16 protein-coding genes are annotated in these 14,549 nt (G+C 65.2%); 13 read left to right on the plus strand and 3 right to left on the minus strand.

The genetic code is table 11. From position 1 onward, the window contains the following. Nucleotides 1-88 precede the first annotated feature (88 nt). The gene (locus N5C88_RS01240) at nucleotides 89-2,803 is read left to right on the plus strand and encodes a cation:proton antiporter (protein WP_059376860.1); all 2,715 of its coding nucleotides are present in this window, start codon (nucleotides 89-91) and stop codon (nucleotides 2,801-2,803) included. Nucleotides 2,804-2,845: 42 nt separating this feature from the next. On the opposite strand, the gene N5C88_RS01245 is transcribed toward N5C88_RS01240, so the two are convergent. Further along, a complete protein-coding gene (locus tag N5C88_RS01245; protein ID WP_059376863.1) occupies nucleotides 2,846-3,658 on the minus strand; it encodes an NUDIX domain-containing protein in 813 nt (270 codons plus the stop codon). A 288-nt stretch (nucleotides 3,659-3,946) separates the two neighbouring features. Between N5C88_RS01245 and coxB the strand changes: the two genes are divergently transcribed. The 5 genes from coxB to N5C88_RS01270 all read left to right on the plus strand — a co-directional run bounded on the left by coxB (nucleotide 3,947) and on the right by N5C88_RS01270 (nucleotide 8,121). Continuing rightward, nucleotides 3,947-5,104 carry a cytochrome c oxidase subunit II gene (gene coxB / locus N5C88_RS01250; RefSeq protein WP_059376871.1) on the plus strand — a complete coding sequence of 386 codons (1,158 nt, stop codon included), beginning with the start codon at nucleotides 3,947-3,949 and terminating at the stop codon, nucleotides 5,102-5,104. 104 nt (nucleotides 5,105-5,208) lie between these two features. After that, nucleotides 5,209-6,816 (plus strand): cytochrome c oxidase subunit I, encoded by a 1,608-nt coding sequence (gene ctaD, locus N5C88_RS01255; RefSeq protein ID WP_054455447.1) that lies wholly within the window; start codon nucleotides 5,209-5,211, stop codon nucleotides 6,814-6,816. 31 nt (nucleotides 6,817-6,847) lie between these two features. Then, on the plus strand, nucleotides 6,848-6,973 hold the full coding sequence (locus N5C88_RS01260; RefSeq protein ID WP_013390977.1) for a cytochrome oxidase small assembly protein: 126 nt from the start codon (nucleotides 6,848-6,850) through the stop codon (nucleotides 6,971-6,973). 9 nt (nucleotides 6,974-6,982) lie between these two features. Then, nucleotides 6,983-7,207 carry a DUF2970 domain-containing protein gene (locus tag N5C88_RS01265; protein ID WP_013390978.1) on the plus strand — a complete coding sequence of 75 codons (225 nt, stop codon included), beginning with the start codon at nucleotides 6,983-6,985 and terminating at the stop codon, nucleotides 7,205-7,207. 38 nt (nucleotides 7,208-7,245) lie between these two features. Further along, complete coding sequence (locus tag N5C88_RS01270; protein ID WP_042795688.1) at nucleotides 7,246-8,121, plus strand: cytochrome c oxidase subunit 3; 876 nt, start codon at nucleotides 7,246-7,248, stop codon at nucleotides 8,119-8,121. A 104-nt stretch (nucleotides 8,122-8,225) separates the two neighbouring features. Here the strand turns inward: N5C88_RS01270 and N5C88_RS01275 are convergent, their stop codons facing one another. Continuing rightward, entirely contained in the window at nucleotides 8,226-8,426 is a 201-nt protein-coding gene (locus N5C88_RS01275) for a twin transmembrane helix small protein (protein ID WP_059376874.1), read from the minus strand. Nucleotides 8,427-8,465: 39 nt separating this feature from the next. On the opposite strand from N5C88_RS01275, the gene N5C88_RS01280 reads away from it, so the two are divergent. From N5C88_RS01280 to N5C88_RS01300, 5 genes are all read left to right on the plus strand, one after another. Then, nucleotides 8,466-9,272 carry an SURF1 family protein gene (locus tag N5C88_RS01280; protein WP_059376876.1) on the plus strand — a complete coding sequence of 269 codons (807 nt, stop codon included), beginning with the start codon at nucleotides 8,466-8,468 and terminating at the stop codon, nucleotides 9,270-9,272. A 42-nt stretch (nucleotides 9,273-9,314) separates the two neighbouring features. Continuing rightward, on the plus strand, nucleotides 9,315-9,944 hold the full coding sequence (locus N5C88_RS01285) for a hypothetical protein (RefSeq protein ID WP_175161972.1): 630 nt from the start codon (nucleotides 9,315-9,317) through the stop codon (nucleotides 9,942-9,944). Nucleotides 9,945-10,099: 155 nt separating this feature from the next. Then, the gene (locus tag N5C88_RS01290; protein ID WP_059377620.1) at nucleotides 10,100-11,134 is read left to right on the plus strand and encodes a COX15/CtaA family protein; all 1,035 of its coding nucleotides are present in this window, start codon (nucleotides 10,100-10,102) and stop codon (nucleotides 11,132-11,134) included. A gap of 13 nt (nucleotides 11,135-11,147) precedes the next feature. Further along, nucleotides 11,148-12,041 carry a heme o synthase gene (gene cyoE / locus N5C88_RS01295; protein ID WP_059376878.1) on the plus strand — a complete coding sequence of 298 codons (894 nt, stop codon included), beginning with the start codon at nucleotides 11,148-11,150 and terminating at the stop codon, nucleotides 12,039-12,041. A 17-nt stretch (nucleotides 12,042-12,058) separates the two neighbouring features. Beyond that, nucleotides 12,059-12,664: an SCO family protein gene (locus tag N5C88_RS01300; protein ID WP_059376881.1), complete on the plus strand. Its 606-nt coding sequence runs from the start codon at nucleotides 12,059-12,061 to the stop codon at nucleotides 12,662-12,664. A gap of 21 nt (nucleotides 12,665-12,685) precedes the next feature. Here the strand turns inward: N5C88_RS01300 and N5C88_RS01305 are convergent, their stop codons facing one another. Further along, a complete protein-coding gene (locus tag N5C88_RS01305) occupies nucleotides 12,686-12,904 on the minus strand; it encodes a DUF3717 domain-containing protein (protein WP_059376882.1) in 219 nt (72 codons plus the stop codon). 131 nt (nucleotides 12,905-13,035) lie between these two features. On the opposite strand from N5C88_RS01305, the gene N5C88_RS01310 reads away from it, so the two are divergent. Next, entirely contained in the window at nucleotides 13,036-13,716 is a 681-nt protein-coding gene (locus tag N5C88_RS01310; RefSeq protein WP_059376884.1) for a glycine zipper 2TM domain-containing protein, read from the plus strand. Between the two features lie 40 nt (nucleotides 13,717-13,756). Next, entirely contained in the window at nucleotides 13,757-14,533 is a 777-nt protein-coding gene (locus N5C88_RS01315) for a PhaM family polyhydroxyalkanoate granule multifunctional regulatory protein (RefSeq protein WP_280014499.1), read from the plus strand. The last annotated feature ends 16 nt before the right edge of the window (nucleotides 14,534-14,549 follow it).

Here is a 14,549-nt window from a genome sequence, read left to right on the forward strand (position 1 = left end):
CTCCACGATTCCTGGTAGTTCCTGCTCCGGTCCGGGAGGAAAAAGCCGCTATTCTTGTGGAACTTCACACAAGCTCCACCCACAGAACATGGATGTAGGTTTTCTCGTATTCGGCCTGGCGGGTCTGTTGACGCTGGTCTGCTTCATGCCGCCCCTGGCTGGTCGCCTCAAGCTGCCCTATTCGGTGCTGCTGGCCATCGTCGGCTGTCTGCTGGGCATCATCGTGCACGTCCACGGCTGGGCGCCCAGCTGGATCGGCGACTTCCTGGATTCGCTGGAACGCTTCGAGATTTCGTCCGAAACCTTCCTGATGGTGTTCCTGCCGGTGCTCTTGTTCGAGACCGCGCTGTCCATGAACGTGCGGCGCTTGATGGACGATATCGGACCCATCCTCATGATGGCCATCGTGGCCGTGGTGGTCTGTACCGTGGTGGTCGGCGTCACGCTGGACGCCATTTCGCCCTACGGCTTGGTGGTCTGCCTGCTGCTGGGCGCTATCGTCGCCACCACCGACCCCGTGGCGGTGGTGGGCATCTTCCGCGAAGTGGGCGCGCCCAAGCGCCTGACCACCCTGGTCGAAGGCGAAAGCCTGTTCAACGACGCGGCCTCCATTGCCCTGTACTCCGTGCTGTTGGCCGTGCTGGGCGGCCATGGCGAGCTCACCGCCAGCGGCATCTTCAACGACTTCATCGTGCACTTCATTGGCGGCGGCCTGGCGGGTTTCGCCATGGGCCGGCTGGCCTGCTTCCTGTTCGCCTGGCTGCGCGGCTTTCCCACCGCGGAAATCACGCTGACCCTGACGCTGGCCTATCTGTCCTTCTTCATTTCCGAGCACTACCTGAACGTGTCGGGCGTGGTCGCCACCGTGATCGCGGGCCTGGTGGTGGGATCCACCGGCCGCACGCGCATGTCGCCGACCACCTTCGAATACCTGTCCAGCGCCTGGGAGCAGTTCGGCTTCTGGGCCAACTCGCTGATCTTCCTGTTCGCGGCCATGCTGATCCCCAAGCTGATGGCGGCCGCCGACTGGCAGGAACTGGCGCTGGTGGCCGTGGTGTTCGTGGCGACGCTGGTCGCGCGCGCCATCGTCGTCTTCGGCCTGTTGCCGCTGCTGGGCCTGACCCGGCTGGGGACCAAGGTCAGCAGGCCCTACAAGGTTGTCATGCTGTGGGGCGGCCTGCGCGGCGCGGTGTCGCTGGCGCTGGCGCTGGCCGTGACGGAGCAGACCGGGGTGGCCGAAGAGGCGCGCCAGTTCATCGCGGTGGCCACCACCAGCTATGTGCTGCTGACCTTGTTCATCAACGGCATCAGCCTGCGGCCGCTGATTCGCATGCTGGGCCTGAACCAGTTGTCGCCGGTGGAGCGCACCATCCGCAACCAGGCGCTGGCCGTGGCGCTGGAAGACCTGCAGGGCAAGACCGAAGAGGTCGCCAAGACCGAGCATATCGGCACCGAGGTCCGCGACCGCATTCGCGCCGTGTTCGACGCCAGCCTGACCAGCGTGCATGACGGCCAGGTCAGCCAGATGACGGACGACCAGCGCGTGGCGGTGGGGCTGGCCATCGTGGCCCAGCGCGAAGAGGAAATGTTCTTCGACATCCTGAAGGCGCAGATCGTGGACTGGCGCATGGCCGAAACGCTGCTGGCGCGGGCCGAACGGCTGGAGGACGCGATCCGGCTGGGCGGCATTCCGGGTTTTGAGCGCGCCATCGTTGCCGACGTGCGCTATTCCACCGGTTTCCGGCTGGCCTTGCGGCTGCATTACCTGTTCGGCTTCCAGGGCTGGCTGGCGCGTGAACTGGGCCAGCGCTTCGCCAACCTGATGAGCAAGCGGTCGGTCGCGCAGCGCCTGATCGCCTTCGCGCGCGAACAGATCACGCCCCTGCTGGGCGAGGACGCCACGCAGCGCATCGTGTCCCTGCATCAGCGCCGCCTGGACCTGATCGAAAACGCCATGCAGGCCCTCAACCTGCAATATCCGTCTTATGCCCAGTGGTTGCAGGAAAGCTACCTGGGCCGCGTGGCCCGCGAAATGGAGCGTATCCGCTACCGCGACATGCTTGAGCAGTTCCTGATCAGCGGCGAGGTCTACGCCGACCTGATGGCGCAGTTGAAGAGCCGCTGGGCCCACATCGACAAGCACCCGCCGCTGGACATCGAAATGAGCGCGGCGGACCTGATCAAGCGCGTGCCGCTGTTCGAAGGCCTGTCCGCCGATTCCCTGCGGGCCATCAGCAAGCTGCTCAAGCCGCGCCTGGCGCTGCCGGACCAGCGCGTGCTGAACAAGGGCCGCCATGGCGAAGAAATGTGTTTCGTGGCCTCGGGCGCCGTGGCCGTGCATCTGCCGGACAACACCATGATCGAGCTGGGCAGCGGTGAATTCTTCGGCGAACTCGGCCTGCTGGGCGAACAGCAGCTGATGCCGGAGGTGACGTCGCTGGGTTACAGCAAGCTGCTGATGCTGTCCTCGCGCGATTTCCACGCCCTGCTGGCGCGCGACGAGCATCTGCGTGAACGTATCCAGGTCGTGGCCAAGCAACGCCTGCGCGCAATCGAGGTGTGGAAGCAGTTTTCGCAGGCCAATGCCGCGCCCGCCCCGGTCCCCGCGCCGGCCTCGGCGCCGAGCCCGGCCCAGGCCGCCGAGGCCGCGGAAGCGGCGGGCGCTGCGTCCGGCACCGATACCCAAGCGGCGCGCGAAGCCGCGGGGGCGGATGCGCCGCCTGCAAGCGGCCTGCCAGGGAATCTCGCCGGCAACGTCACCGACACCCCGGCGCTGGGCGAGCCGGGCATCGTTCCGCGTTGATTCAGGAGTCGTGGCGGCCCGCGCAGCCGCGGGCCGCGAGGCTCAGGCCGGGATTTCGCCGGCCGCGCGGCGTTGCATGATGTCTTCGATGATCACCAACGCCGCTTCCAGCGTGAATTCGCCTTCCGCAACCTGGCGCACGGCCGTGGCCGCGTCGATGGTGGCGATCTCCATCACCTCGCCGTCCCGGTTGGCAGGACGGGCATCGGCTGCCAGCACGCAGGTGCTGGTCAGGACATCCTCGACCTGATAGCCCTCGGGCAGTCGGCGGTGGATGCGCAGGATGGTGCGCAGGGGCGAGCGCCGTGTCAGGTCGGGCGCGTCCAGGCCCGCCTCTTCGCCGCATTCGCGCACCAGCGCCAGTTCCAGGTCTTCGCGGCTGCCGGCCAGGCCGCCGACCAAGGTGTCCCACATACCGGGATCGGTCGATTTGCTGAGCGCGCGCCGCGCGACCCACAGGCGGCCATCCGGCGTCCATGCGTTCAGATGCACGGCCTTGGTGAGCAGGCCCAGCGGCCGCACCGCCGCGCGTTCGATCACGCCCAGCGGCTCGTCGCCGTCCAGAACATCCAGCAATTCGTCGCGCCAGCCACGTAGGCAGTTGGCTTGGCGCAACAGTTGCGCGGCCTGTTCGAGCACGCCGTTCAGGTCTGCGCCGGGCTGCAGGTCCGCGCCGATGCGCAGGCTTGCGCCGTCCGTTGCGATGCCGGGCGCATCGCGCAATGCGTCGCACGCCGCATGCGTGGCCCAGCCGCAGCGACGCCCCGCTATATATAAAGCGCGCGCGCCTTCCGGGGCGGGCTCTTGCGCGCGGGCACGCAGGTCGGCGTACAAGTCGGACAACTGCTTGGGCATCGTGGAACCGTGGTGATGATGTTGCCGACGATTTTATGCCACCCTGTTTATCGCGCGCGGTCAAGGGGCGCGCGGAGATGGGGGCGGGCCTGACGAATTCAAGGGCACTAACTTACATCTATTTGCGCGTCCGCTATAATCCGCCAGTTTCTTTGTGATTTCGAGTGGGAACGACAGGGGCCGCTCTATCTCCCCGTCACGCCCTACCATCTAATAATTGCGCGTTGCCCGGTTCCGGTGACTTCCGCCACTAGCGAACGGACCTTCGCGCCGTGTTTCGAGGTAAGCATGAAGAAGTGGAGAGGGATACTGGGGGCTTGTGCGATGCTGATTGGCAGCGTGGCAGGTGCTCAGGTGCAAGATATGCCCGGCGGCCCGAAGGTCAATCAGCTCAATCTGCATGAAGGCGTGACGGCAATCTCGCGCGACATCATGTGGTTGCATTGGATGCTGCTCACGATCTGTATCGTGATCTTCATCGGCGTCTTCGGAGTGATGTTCTACTCCATCTGGGCGCATCGAAAATCCCGTGGTCATAAAGCCGCGACCTTCCATGAGCATCTGGGCGTGGAAGTCGCCTGGACCGTCATTCCGTTCATCATCGTCATCGCCATGGCGCTGCCCGCCACCAAGACGGTGGTTGCGATGAAAGACACTTCCAGCGCCGACCTCACCGTGAAGGTCACCGGCTACCAATGGAAGTGGGGCTACGAGTACCTCGACGGCTCGGCCACCGGCATCAAGTTCCTTTCCACGCTCTCGACCCCGCGCGCTCAGATCGAGAACCGCGAACCCAAGGGCGAGTTCTACCTGATGGAAGTGGACAACCATCTGGTCGTCCCGGTGAACAAGAAGATCCGCATCGTGCTGACCGCGGCCGACGTCATCCACTCGTGGATGATTCCGGACTTCGGCGTCAAGCAGGACGCCATACCCGGCTTCCTGCGCGACACCTGGTTCAACGCCGACAAGCCTGGTATCTACCGTGGCCAGTGCGCGGAACTGTGCGGCAAGGATCATGCATTCATGCCCATCGTCGTGGAAGTCATGGCGCAAGCCGACTACGATAAGTGGGTTGAAGACCAAAAGAAGAAGATGGCGGCAAACGCCGACGATCCCAATAAAGAGTGGACGGAAGCCGAACTGGTTGCCCGCGGCGAAAAGGTTTTCGCGGCGAATTGCGTTGCCTGTCACCAGGCCAACGGCAAGGGCATCCCGGGCAGTTTCCCCCCGCTCGACGGAGACAAGGTTGTTCTGGGCCCGAAGGCCGAACAGATCAACACCGTGCTGAAGGGCAAGCCCGGCACCGCGATGGCGGCATTCGGCGGGCAGCTCAACGATGTCGAAATCGCAGCGGTCATCAGCTATACGCGCCATGCCTGGAGCAATGCAGGCAAGGGGCAGGACCCGACGGTTCTACCGAAGGACGTGCAGGCTGCGCGCTGATTGCGCGCGCCTCGCCACACCCTCGCAGAACCGGTTCCGTTTAGTTAGAGATACCCTGCCGGCCCCGTCGATCGGGCCCGGCACTCAGCAGGAAGGAGTCCATCATGAGCAGCGTCACTGTAGACCACGTGTCGCCGGGCCACGGCCACGGTCACGATGACCACCACCACGCCATCCCCACCGGCTGGCGCCGCTGGCTTTTCGCCACGAACCACAAAGACATCGGGACGATGTACCTCATCTTCTCGTTCGTCATGCTGCTGGAAGGCGGCACGCTGGCGCTATTGCTGCGCACCGAGCTCTTCGAGCCGGGCCTGCAGTTCTTCCGCCCCGAACTCTTCAACCAGTTCACCACCATGCACGGCCTCGTCATGGTGTTCGGCGCGGTCATGCCGGCCTTCGTGGGTTTCGCCAACTGGATGATCCCGATGCAGATCGGCGCCTCCGACATGGCGTTCGCCCGCATGAACAACTTCAGCTTCTGGCTGCTGCCGGTGGCCGCGATCATGCTGACCGCGTCGTTCTTCGTGCCCGGCGGCGCCACCGCGGCCGGCTGGACGCTGTACGCGCCGCTGTCGCTGCAGATGGGCCCGGGCATGGACCTGGCGATCTTCGCGCTGCACATCATGGGCGCCTCGTCCATCATGGGCGCGATCAACATCATCGTCACCATCCTGAACATGCGCGCGCCCGGCCTGACGCTGATGAAGATGCCGCTGTTCTGCTGGACCTGGCTGATCACCGCCTTCCTGCTGCTGGCCGTGATGCCGGTGCTGGCCGCCGCCATCACCATGGTGCTGACCGACCGCCATTTCGGCACGGGCTTCTTCAACGCCGCCGCAGGCGGCGACCCGGTCCTGTATCAGCACGTGTTCTGGTTCTTCGGGCATCCCGAGGTCTACATCATGATCTTGCCGGCGTTCGGCATCGTGTCGGCCATCGTGCCCGCGTTCGCCCGCAAGAAGCTGTTCGGCTACGCCTCCATGGTTTACGCGACGGCTTCCATCGCCGTGCTGTCCTTCATCGTGTGGGCGCACCACATGTTCACCACCGGCATGCCGGTGACGGGCCAGCTCTACTTCATGTATGCCACCATGCTCATCTCCATCCCCACCGGGGTGAAGGTGTTCAACTGGGTCGCCACCATGTGGCGCGGCTCCATGACGTTCGAAACCCCGATGTTGTTCTCGATCGGCTTCATCTTCGTGTTCACCATGGGCGGCTTCACCGGCTTGATCCTGTCGGTGGCGCCGATCGATATCCAGGTCCACGATACCTACTACGTGGTTGCGCACTTCCACTACGTGCTGGTGGCGGGCTCGCTGTTCGCGCTGTTCGCCGGCGCCTACTACTGGGTGCCCAAGTGGACCGGCCGCATGTACAGCGAAAAGCTGGGCAAGCTGCACTTCTGGTCGACGCTGATCTCGTTCAACGTCACCTTCTTCCCGATGCACTTCCTGGGCCTGGCAGGCATGCCGCGCCGCTACGCCGACTATGCGGGCCAGTTCACGACGTTCCACCAGATGGCCACCATCGGCGCGTTCTGGTTCGGCCTGTCGCAGCTGATCTTCCTGTGGGCGATGGTGCGTTGCTACATGGGCAAGGGCGAACCCGCCGCGGCCAAGCCGTGGGAAGGCGCCGAAGGCCTGGAATGGACCGTGCCGTCGCCTGCTCCCTTCCATACGTTCGAAACCCCGCCCGAAGTGAAGTAAGGCAGCCTTTCATGTTTCAGGTAGCACAGCAATGACACCCGAGCAGCGCCGCCGCAACAAGATCGCAGGTCTGGTCCTGCTGGCTTTCGTCATTGCCGTGTTTGCCTGGACCGTGCTGCGCGGCTCGGCCCTGCTGTCTGGCGTCGCGGTCAGTTAGGCGCGGGCCATGAGCGACGACCTGCGCGAAACCTCCCAGCGCAAGCTGAGTTTCCTTCAGACCATGAAGGCGGTGGCGTGGGGGTTCTTCGGCGTGCGCAAGGGGGCGGGCCATCGGGAAGACGTCGCCAAGCTCAACCCGGTCCATGTGATCGTGGCGGGGCTGCTGGCAGCGGCTATCTTCGTTACTGTGCTGGTATTAATTGTGCGTTGGGCCGTTTCCAGCCTGACTTGAATCACTTAATTCTATAAATCTGTACCAGGGAGAAAGCCATGAGTGCAAGCCACTCGGTTCAAGGTAAAGAGGCACCGTACTACTTCGTGCCCGCCGACTCGGGTCATCCCGTGCGTACGGCTGTGGCGCTGCTGTTCATGGGCCTGAGCGCCGCGGCCTGGATCAACGGCGTCAGCTGGGCCAAGTGGACCCTGCTGGCGGGCTTCATCGGTTTGATCGTGGTGCTGTACTACTGGTTCGGCGACGCCATCCACGAATCCGAGATCGGCCTGAACAGCAAGCGCATCGACGGTTCCTACCGTTGGGGCATGAGCTGGTTCATCTTCTCGGAAGTCATGTTCTTCGCGGCGTTCTTCGGCGCCCTCTGGTACACGCGCACCATCACCACGCCGTGGCTGGGCGACATGGACCACCGCCTGATGCTGTGGCCCGACTTCCAGGCCGTGTGGCCGAACTTCGGTCCCGCCGGCGTGGTCGAGCACTTCCAGACCGTCGGACCCTTCTGGCTGCCCACCATCAACACGGCGCTGCTGCTGAGCTCCGGCGTCACGTTGACCATCGCCCACCATGCGCTGCGCGAAAACCATCGCGGCAAGACCATCTTCTGGCTGCTGGCCACCGTGGTCCTGGGCTTCGTCTTCGTGGCCTGTCAGGCTTACGAATACCACCACGCCTATACCGAGCTGAACCTGAAGTTCAATTCGGGCGCCTACGGTTCGCTGTTCTACATGCTGACGGGCTTCCACGGCTTCCACGTGCTGCTGGGCGCCACCATGTTGACGGTCATCCTGATTCGCCTGATCCGCGGGCATTTCACGGCCGACCATCACTTCGGTTTCGAAGGCGCCGCCTGGTACTGGCACTTCGTGGACGTGGTGTGGCTGGGCCTGTACCTGTTCGTGTACTGGTTCTGAGCGTTACGCGGAAACTATGAAGCGCGCCAGTTCTTGTGTGAGAACTGGCGCGTTTTACTCATCTGCGATCGTGATGCACTTGCGGGAACCCGCGGCCCGGATGCCTATCTAAGGCCTGTGCTTTCGATCCAGCCCATGTAATGGGCGAACAGCACAAACAGGAACAGAGCCACCGACAATCCGATGCGCACCGTCAGCGCGTTGACCGTGCGGCTGGTGGTTCCCTTGTCCCGCATCAGGTAGACCAGAGCCGATGCCAGGCTGGCCAGAATCCCGATAAAGGCCAGGACGACGAAAACGCGCATGGTGGTCTCCGGACGAATCAGAGTAGTTATTGTAGAAATATGGCCCGACCGCATTCAACCCGATACACGGTAGCCGCCTTGCTGTTGCTGGGTGTCGCCGTGGTCATCCTGGCTTCGCTGGGGCAATGGCAATTGCGCCGCGGCGATGAGCGACGCGCCATTCTGGCCGCTATCGAAGCGGGCCGCAAGCAAGCGCCGCTGCCCTTGACCCCGGCCACCGATCCCGCCGAGATGACCGCCTGGCGTTCGGCCCAGGCCAGCGGGGTCTGGCTGCCGCAATTCAGTGTACTGCTGGACAATCGCAACCACGACGGCAAGCCCGGCTATTGGCTGGCCACGCCCTTGCTGCTGGACGCCGATGCGCGCCGCGCCGTGCTGGTGCTGCGCGGCTGGATTCCGCGCGTCATGGGCATCCAGGGCCAGGGTCCTGCGCAGCCACCGCTGCCCGCCACGCCCGAAGGGCAGCAGACAGTGACGGGCGAACTGTCGCCGCGCGTGCCGCGCCTGTTCGAGATCTGGTCGCTGGGCGGGACGGAGCAATCCGCCTTGCCGGCATCGCTGCCCGCGGCTGGCGGCGTTTTGCCGCAGGTGCAGAACCTGCCGCTGGACGCATACGCCAAGTCCACCGGTCTGGCGCTGCTGCCCACGGTGCTGTCGCAATCCGCAAGCGGTGCTGAAGACGGCCTGGTGCGCGATTGGCCGCAGCCGTCCGTGGACTTCCAGCAGAACACGTCCTATGCCGTACAGTGGTTTGCCTTTGCCTCGATTGCCGCCGTCGCATGGCTGGTGGTGCTGGGGGGCGCCATCCGGCGCATGCGGCGCGCGCAGAACGCGCCCGGCGCCTGACCGGGACGCCGATTCTTAACCCGCAAGACGACAGGATACATAGTGGCTCGCGACCTTTCCTCTACCAAGCCCGCACGCAAGCGCTCCCTGATGCCGATGCTGCTGGTGTTCCTGTGCTCGCTGGCGCCCATCGTCGCGGCGGTCGTGGTCTACATGAATCCGCAGTGGTGGCCCGATGAGTCCAGCAATTACGGCGCGCTCCTGAATCCGCAGCGGCCCATGCCCGCGGCCGCGGAATTGCGCCTGACCACGCTGGATGGCCAGCCTTTCGACCTGCAGAGCCTGAAGGGCAAGTGGCTGCTGGTGGCCGCCGACGGCGGCGCTTGCCCGGAAAGCTGCGCCCGCAAGCTCTTCATCGCGCGCAACAGCCATGCCAGCCAGGGCAAGAACGTCGACCGGCTGGCGCGTGTCTGGTTCATCACGGACGATGCGCCCGTGCCGGACAAGGTGCTGGAAGCCTACAAGGGCACGGTCATGGTGCGCGCGAATCCGGACCAATTGGCGCGGTTCCTGTTGGCGCGCGATACTGCGGCGGGCCAGCCCGGGCTGGAGGCGCCGATCTGGGTGATCGACCCGCTGGGCAACCTGATGATGCAGTACCCTGCCGAGGCCGATGGCGTGAAGGTGCGCAAGGACATCAGCAAGCTGGTGTACAGCTCGAGAATTGGGTAACCACCCCCGGAGCGCCTGCGGCGCTTCCCCCTCAAGGGGGGGCGCCGAGCGGGCGCCGTGCATGGACCGGCACAGCCGGCTCCATGGCGGCCCGGATTGGGGCAGGATGGTTTTAATGCGTCGCGCGCGGCGCCGCAGATTGGATGTTTATGGAAATCGAACGCATCAAAGCGCGTTATCGCAAGCTTGTTTTCTTTACCTGGTTCCTGACGCTGGACCTCATCATGTTCGGCGCTTTCGTGCGGTTGACGGACTCCGGCCTGGGCTGCCCCGATTGGCCCGGCTGCTACGGCAGCGTGACGCCGCTGGGCGCGATGGGCGACATCCACGAAGCGTCGCAGGCCATGCCTTTCGGCCCGGTCACCTTGTCCAAGGCCTGGATCGAAATGATCCACCGCTATGTCGGCACCATCCTGGGCATGCTGATCATCGCCATCGTCTACATGGCCTGGCGCTACCGTAGCCAGCTGGGCCGTTCGCCCAAGCTGGCCGTCGTGACCCTGATCGCGGTTTGCGTGCAGGGCGCGTTCGGCGCCTGGACCGTGACCCACAAGCTGATGCCCGTCGTCGTGACCGCACACCTGGTGTTCGGCCTGTCGGTGCTGGCGTTGATGACCTGGCTGTCGGCGCGCGAGCGTCCGCATCTGGCCGTGGCCGCGGCGGCCGCGCGCTGGAAGCCCTGGGTGGCCGGGGGCTTTGCCCTGCTGCTGGTGCAGGTGACCCTGGGCGGTTGGGTCAGCACCAACTACGCCGCGCTGGCCTGCATGGACTTCCCCATGTGCCACGGAGCCTGGGTGCCGGAAATGGATTTCCATGGCGGCTATTCGGTCATCCGGGCGCTGGGCGAATTGCCCTCGGGCGAGATGATCTCCCAGCCGGCGCTGACCGCGATCCACTGGGTCCACCGCAACTTTGCCTTCGTGGTGTTCCTGTACCTGGGCATACTGGCCTGGCGCCTGCGCGCCGAGCCCGGCCTGCGCGGCCCGGCCACGCTGATGCTGGCGCTGCTGGGCGCGCAGCTGCTGACCGGCCTGACCACGATCTTTTTCCAGTGGCCGCTGTTGATCGCGGTGCTGCACAATGGAGGCGCCGCCGGCCTGACCCTGGCCGCGGTGGTGTTGATGGTGCGTTTGTCCACAGCTGGACGTGCGCCCGCCGGGGGCTACGGCCCCAATTCGGTGCGCGTTTAAAATAGGGCCCACTATGACCAGTATTGCTGCTCCCCAGCCCGGATTGTTCCGCCAGTATTTCGTCCTCACCAAGCCGCGTGTGACGCAGTTGGCGGTGTTTTGCGCCGTGATCGGCATGTTCCTGGCGGCGCCCGGCATTCCCGACATGCGCCGCGTGCTGTTCGGCACGCTGGGCATCTGGCTGCTGGCCGCGGCCGCTTTCGCCATCAATTGCCTGATCGAACAGGAAATCGACGCCCGCATGCTGCGCACCGCGCGCCGCGGCACGGCGCGCGGCACGATTTCGGCGTTCCAGGTGCTGAGCATGTCCGGCCTGCTGGGCGGCGCCGGCATGTTCGTGCTGTATCACCTGGTCAATCCGCTGACCATGTGGCTGACCTTCGCCACCTTCGTGGGTTATGCCGTCATCTATACCGTCATCCTGAAGCCGCGCACGCCGCAGAACATCGTCATCGGCGGCCTGTCGGGCGCCATGCCGCCCGCGCTCGGTTGGGCCACCGTGGCGGACTCGGTGCCGGCCGAGGCCTGGATCCTGGTGCTGATCATCTTCATCTGGACGCCGCCGCACTTCTGGGCGCTGGCGCTTTACCGCAACCACGATTACAAAAAGGCCGGCCTGCCCATGCTGCCGGTCACGCATGGCAACCAGTTCACGCGCCTGCACATCCTCTTGTACAGCGTGGCGCTGGTCGCCACCACGTTGCTGCCCTATGCCATCCGCATGAGCGGCGAACTCTATCTGGCGTCCGCGCTGGTGCTGGGCGGCATGTTCGTTTCCTATGCGTGGCGGCTGTATCGCGCCTACAGCGACGAACTGGCGCGCAGCATGTTCCGTTTTTCCATACTCTACCTGGCGCTGCTGTTCGGCGCCCTGCTGGTGGACCACTGGGTCGGCCTGCTGCGCTGATTCCCTGGAGGTTGTCGATGTCCGTGTTTTCCACCAGCCGCCGGCTGGTCCTGCGCCTGGGCGCAGCCGCCGCTTTCACCGCCGCTCTGGCCGCCTGCGGCGACAGCAAGCCCGTCTTCAAGGGCAGCGACATCAGCGGCACCCAATTGGGTCGTGGCATGGAGCTGGTCGATTACAACGGCAAGACGCGCCAGTTGTCCGATTTCGCCGGCAAGGTGGTGGTCGTGTTCTTCGGCTTCACGCAATGTCCGGACGTGTGCCCGACCTCGCTGGCCGAGCTGACCGAGGTCATGAAGAAGCTGGGACCGGACGCCGACCGCGTCCAGGTGTTGCTGATTTCGGTGGATCCCGAGCGCGACACGCCTGAAGTCCTCAAGCAGTATGTCACCGCCTTCGATCCGCGCTTCCTGGGGCTGACCGGCACGCCGGACCAGGTGAAGAAGGCCGCCGCGTCCTTCAAGGCCTATTACGCCAAGGCGCCCACCAAGGACGGCAGCTACACCATGGACCACACGGCCGCGTTCTACCTGCTGGACGGCAAGGGCGAATCGCGCGTGCTGGCCAACAACAACATCGGGGTGGAAGCCCTGACGCAGGACATCAAAGCCTTGCTCAAGGGTTGAGCAGGCGCGCCCGCCCCTGGCCTACTTGCCGGCGGCGGCCCAACCGGCCAGCGCGGCGCGGGCCGGCTCGCTCAGTTCGGCGGCGGGGATCTCGCGCCGATGCGCCATGATCATCAGCGCGTAAGGGGTGGCCAGCGCGGCAGCCTCGGGGCACAGGCGGGACTCGTCGCCCACCGACGGCGAAACATTGCGCCAGTAGTTGATGGCCTGTTCGAGCTGGGGCAGGGTAATGGGATCCATCCGGCTATTGTCCACGAATGGGCAATGCTGTCCACCCGCGCAAGTCCTGCAAAGAAGCGTCACCATCGCAACACGCCGAAACCGTGCCTGGGTGCTATACCACTGCCGGTTAGTAACGATGGAGCATCGTCATGAATACATCCGCCAAAATTGAATCTGCGCGCCGCGCCATCCATCCCCTGGTCGCCGCGGCCGCAATCGCCGTCATCGTCATGTGCACGGTGGGCGTGGCCGCCGTGATGGGCTGGCTGCCCTCGCCTTCGGCCAACCCGCATGCCGACGAGCCGGTGGCCGAGGCCGGGCCGGAAGGCGCCAACCTGGCGCCTGCGCCGCAGGCCGCCGTGCCGCCCGCGCCCGCGCAACAAGGGGCCCAGGCGTCCGCCGCGCCGCGTCCGCAGGCTCAGGCGCAGGCGCCAGCTCCCGCCCAGCGTCCCGCGCCCCAATCGCCCGCGCCGCAAGCCTGCGCGACCTGCGGCGTGGTGGAATCGGTCCGACAAGTGCAGGTCCCCGTCAAGGACAATAGCGACCACCTCATCGGCACCATCGGCGGCGGCGTGGTCGGCGGCGTCGTGGGCAACCAGTTCGGCGGCGGCAGCGGCAAGACGGCCCTGACCGTGCTGGGCGCGGTGGGCGGCGCTTTGGCAGGCCGTGAAGTTGAGCGTAATATCAGACAGCAACAAACGGTGACGCACTATGAACTCACGGTGCGCATGAATGACGGCAGCACGCGGCAGTTCCGCAGCGCGCAGCCGTTCGCTTTTGCGTCCGGCGATCATGTGCGCGTGGAGAACAATCAGCTGCTGCGCGGATGATCCCGCCTGCCGGCGATATCTGTCTTAGGGGAGACCAGGAATGAGCGACCAACACACGAACCCGTTCGTTCTGCCCGGCATGGGCCAGCATTCCGACCTGTCGGGCAACCCGCTCCTGGCCAGCATGGAAATGATGCGCCAGGCCTGGGCGGGCCTGACCGGACCTGGCGGTCTGGCCAGCAGCCTGCCCATGGCTCCCCCGATGAACCTGGAAGACCTGGACCGCCGTATCGCCGAATTACGTTCGGTGGAAAACTGGCTGCGCATGAACCTGTCCATGCTGTCCGGGACGATCCAGGGCATGGAAGTCCAACGCTCCACCATCAGCACCTTGCGAGCCTTCGTGGACAGCGCGGCCAGCATGGACATGAGCGCCTTCCAGGACAGCGGCGCGGCCTCGCCGCTGGAAGTGGTGCTGGGTCTGAAACCTGCGCCCAAGTCCGCAACCAAGGCGGCGGCCTCTGGTTCTGCCGCCGAGGGCGGCAAGAACAAGGGCGAGGAAGCCACCGGCGCTGCGGGACAGCAGCAATCCGCCGCGCCAGGCATGAGCGAGCAGATGGGCGCCGCGGCGCAATCGGCTTCCAAGGCCTGGTGGGATCTGCTGCAGCAGCAGTTCAACCAGATCGCCGCCGCTACCGCAGCTTCCATGCCGGCGGCGCCTGCCGCTCCCGGCGCGGATGCGGCGGCCAAATCCAATCCCAAACCGGGCGATTCCAAGGCCGCGGCCGCGCCCGCCGCCAAGGCATCCAAGCCGGCGGCCCGCAAGTCCGCCGCGCCCCGCAAGGCCGCCAAGAAAACCGGACCGGACGCCAACTAGCGTCGGTCCTCTCTTT

The sequence above is a fragment of the Achromobacter sp. GD03932 genome (assembly GCF_029839485.1).
Classification (GTDB): Bacteria; Pseudomonadota; Gammaproteobacteria; order Burkholderiales; family Burkholderiaceae_B; genus Achromobacter; species Achromobacter bronchisepticus_A.

Coding starts and splice junctions, on each gene's coding strand:
- N5C88_RS01240 (WP_059376860.1), top strand. CDS start 89: ATGGATGTAGGTTTTCTCGTATTCGGCCTGGCGGGTCTGTTGACGCTG.
- N5C88_RS01245 (WP_059376863.1), bottom strand. CDS start 3,658: ATGCCCAAGCAGTTGTCCGACTTGTACGCCGACCTGCGTGCCCGCGCG.
- coxB (WP_059376871.1), top strand. CDS start 3,947: ATGAAGAAGTGGAGAGGGATACTGGGGGCTTGTGCGATGCTGATTGGC.
- ctaD (WP_054455447.1), top strand. CDS start 5,209: ATGAGCAGCGTCACTGTAGACCACGTGTCGCCGGGCCACGGCCACGGT.
- N5C88_RS01260 (WP_013390977.1), top strand. CDS start 6,848: ATGACACCCGAGCAGCGCCGCCGCAACAAGATCGCAGGTCTGGTCCTG.
- N5C88_RS01265 (WP_013390978.1), top strand. CDS start 6,983: ATGAGCGACGACCTGCGCGAAACCTCCCAGCGCAAGCTGAGTTTCCTT.
- N5C88_RS01270 (WP_042795688.1), top strand. CDS start 7,246: ATGAGTGCAAGCCACTCGGTTCAAGGTAAAGAGGCACCGTACTACTTC.
- N5C88_RS01275 (WP_059376874.1), bottom strand. CDS start 8,426: ATGCGCGTTTTCGTCGTCCTGGCCTTTATCGGGATTCTGGCCAGCCTG.
- N5C88_RS01280 (WP_059376876.1), top strand. CDS start 8,466: ATGGCCCGACCGCATTCAACCCGATACACGGTAGCCGCCTTGCTGTTG.
- cyoE (WP_059376878.1), top strand. CDS start 11,148: ATGACCAGTATTGCTGCTCCCCAGCCCGGATTGTTCCGCCAGTATTTC.
- N5C88_RS01300 (WP_059376881.1), top strand. CDS start 12,059: ATGTCCGTGTTTTCCACCAGCCGCCGGCTGGTCCTGCGCCTGGGCGCA.
- N5C88_RS01305 (WP_059376882.1), bottom strand. CDS start 12,904: ATGGATCCCATTACCCTGCCCCAGCTCGAACAGGCCATCAACTACTGG.
- N5C88_RS01310 (WP_059376884.1), top strand. CDS start 13,036: ATGAATACATCCGCCAAAATTGAATCTGCGCGCCGCGCCATCCATCCC.
- N5C88_RS01315 (WP_280014499.1), top strand. CDS start 13,757: ATGAGCGACCAACACACGAACCCGTTCGTTCTGCCCGGCATGGGCCAG.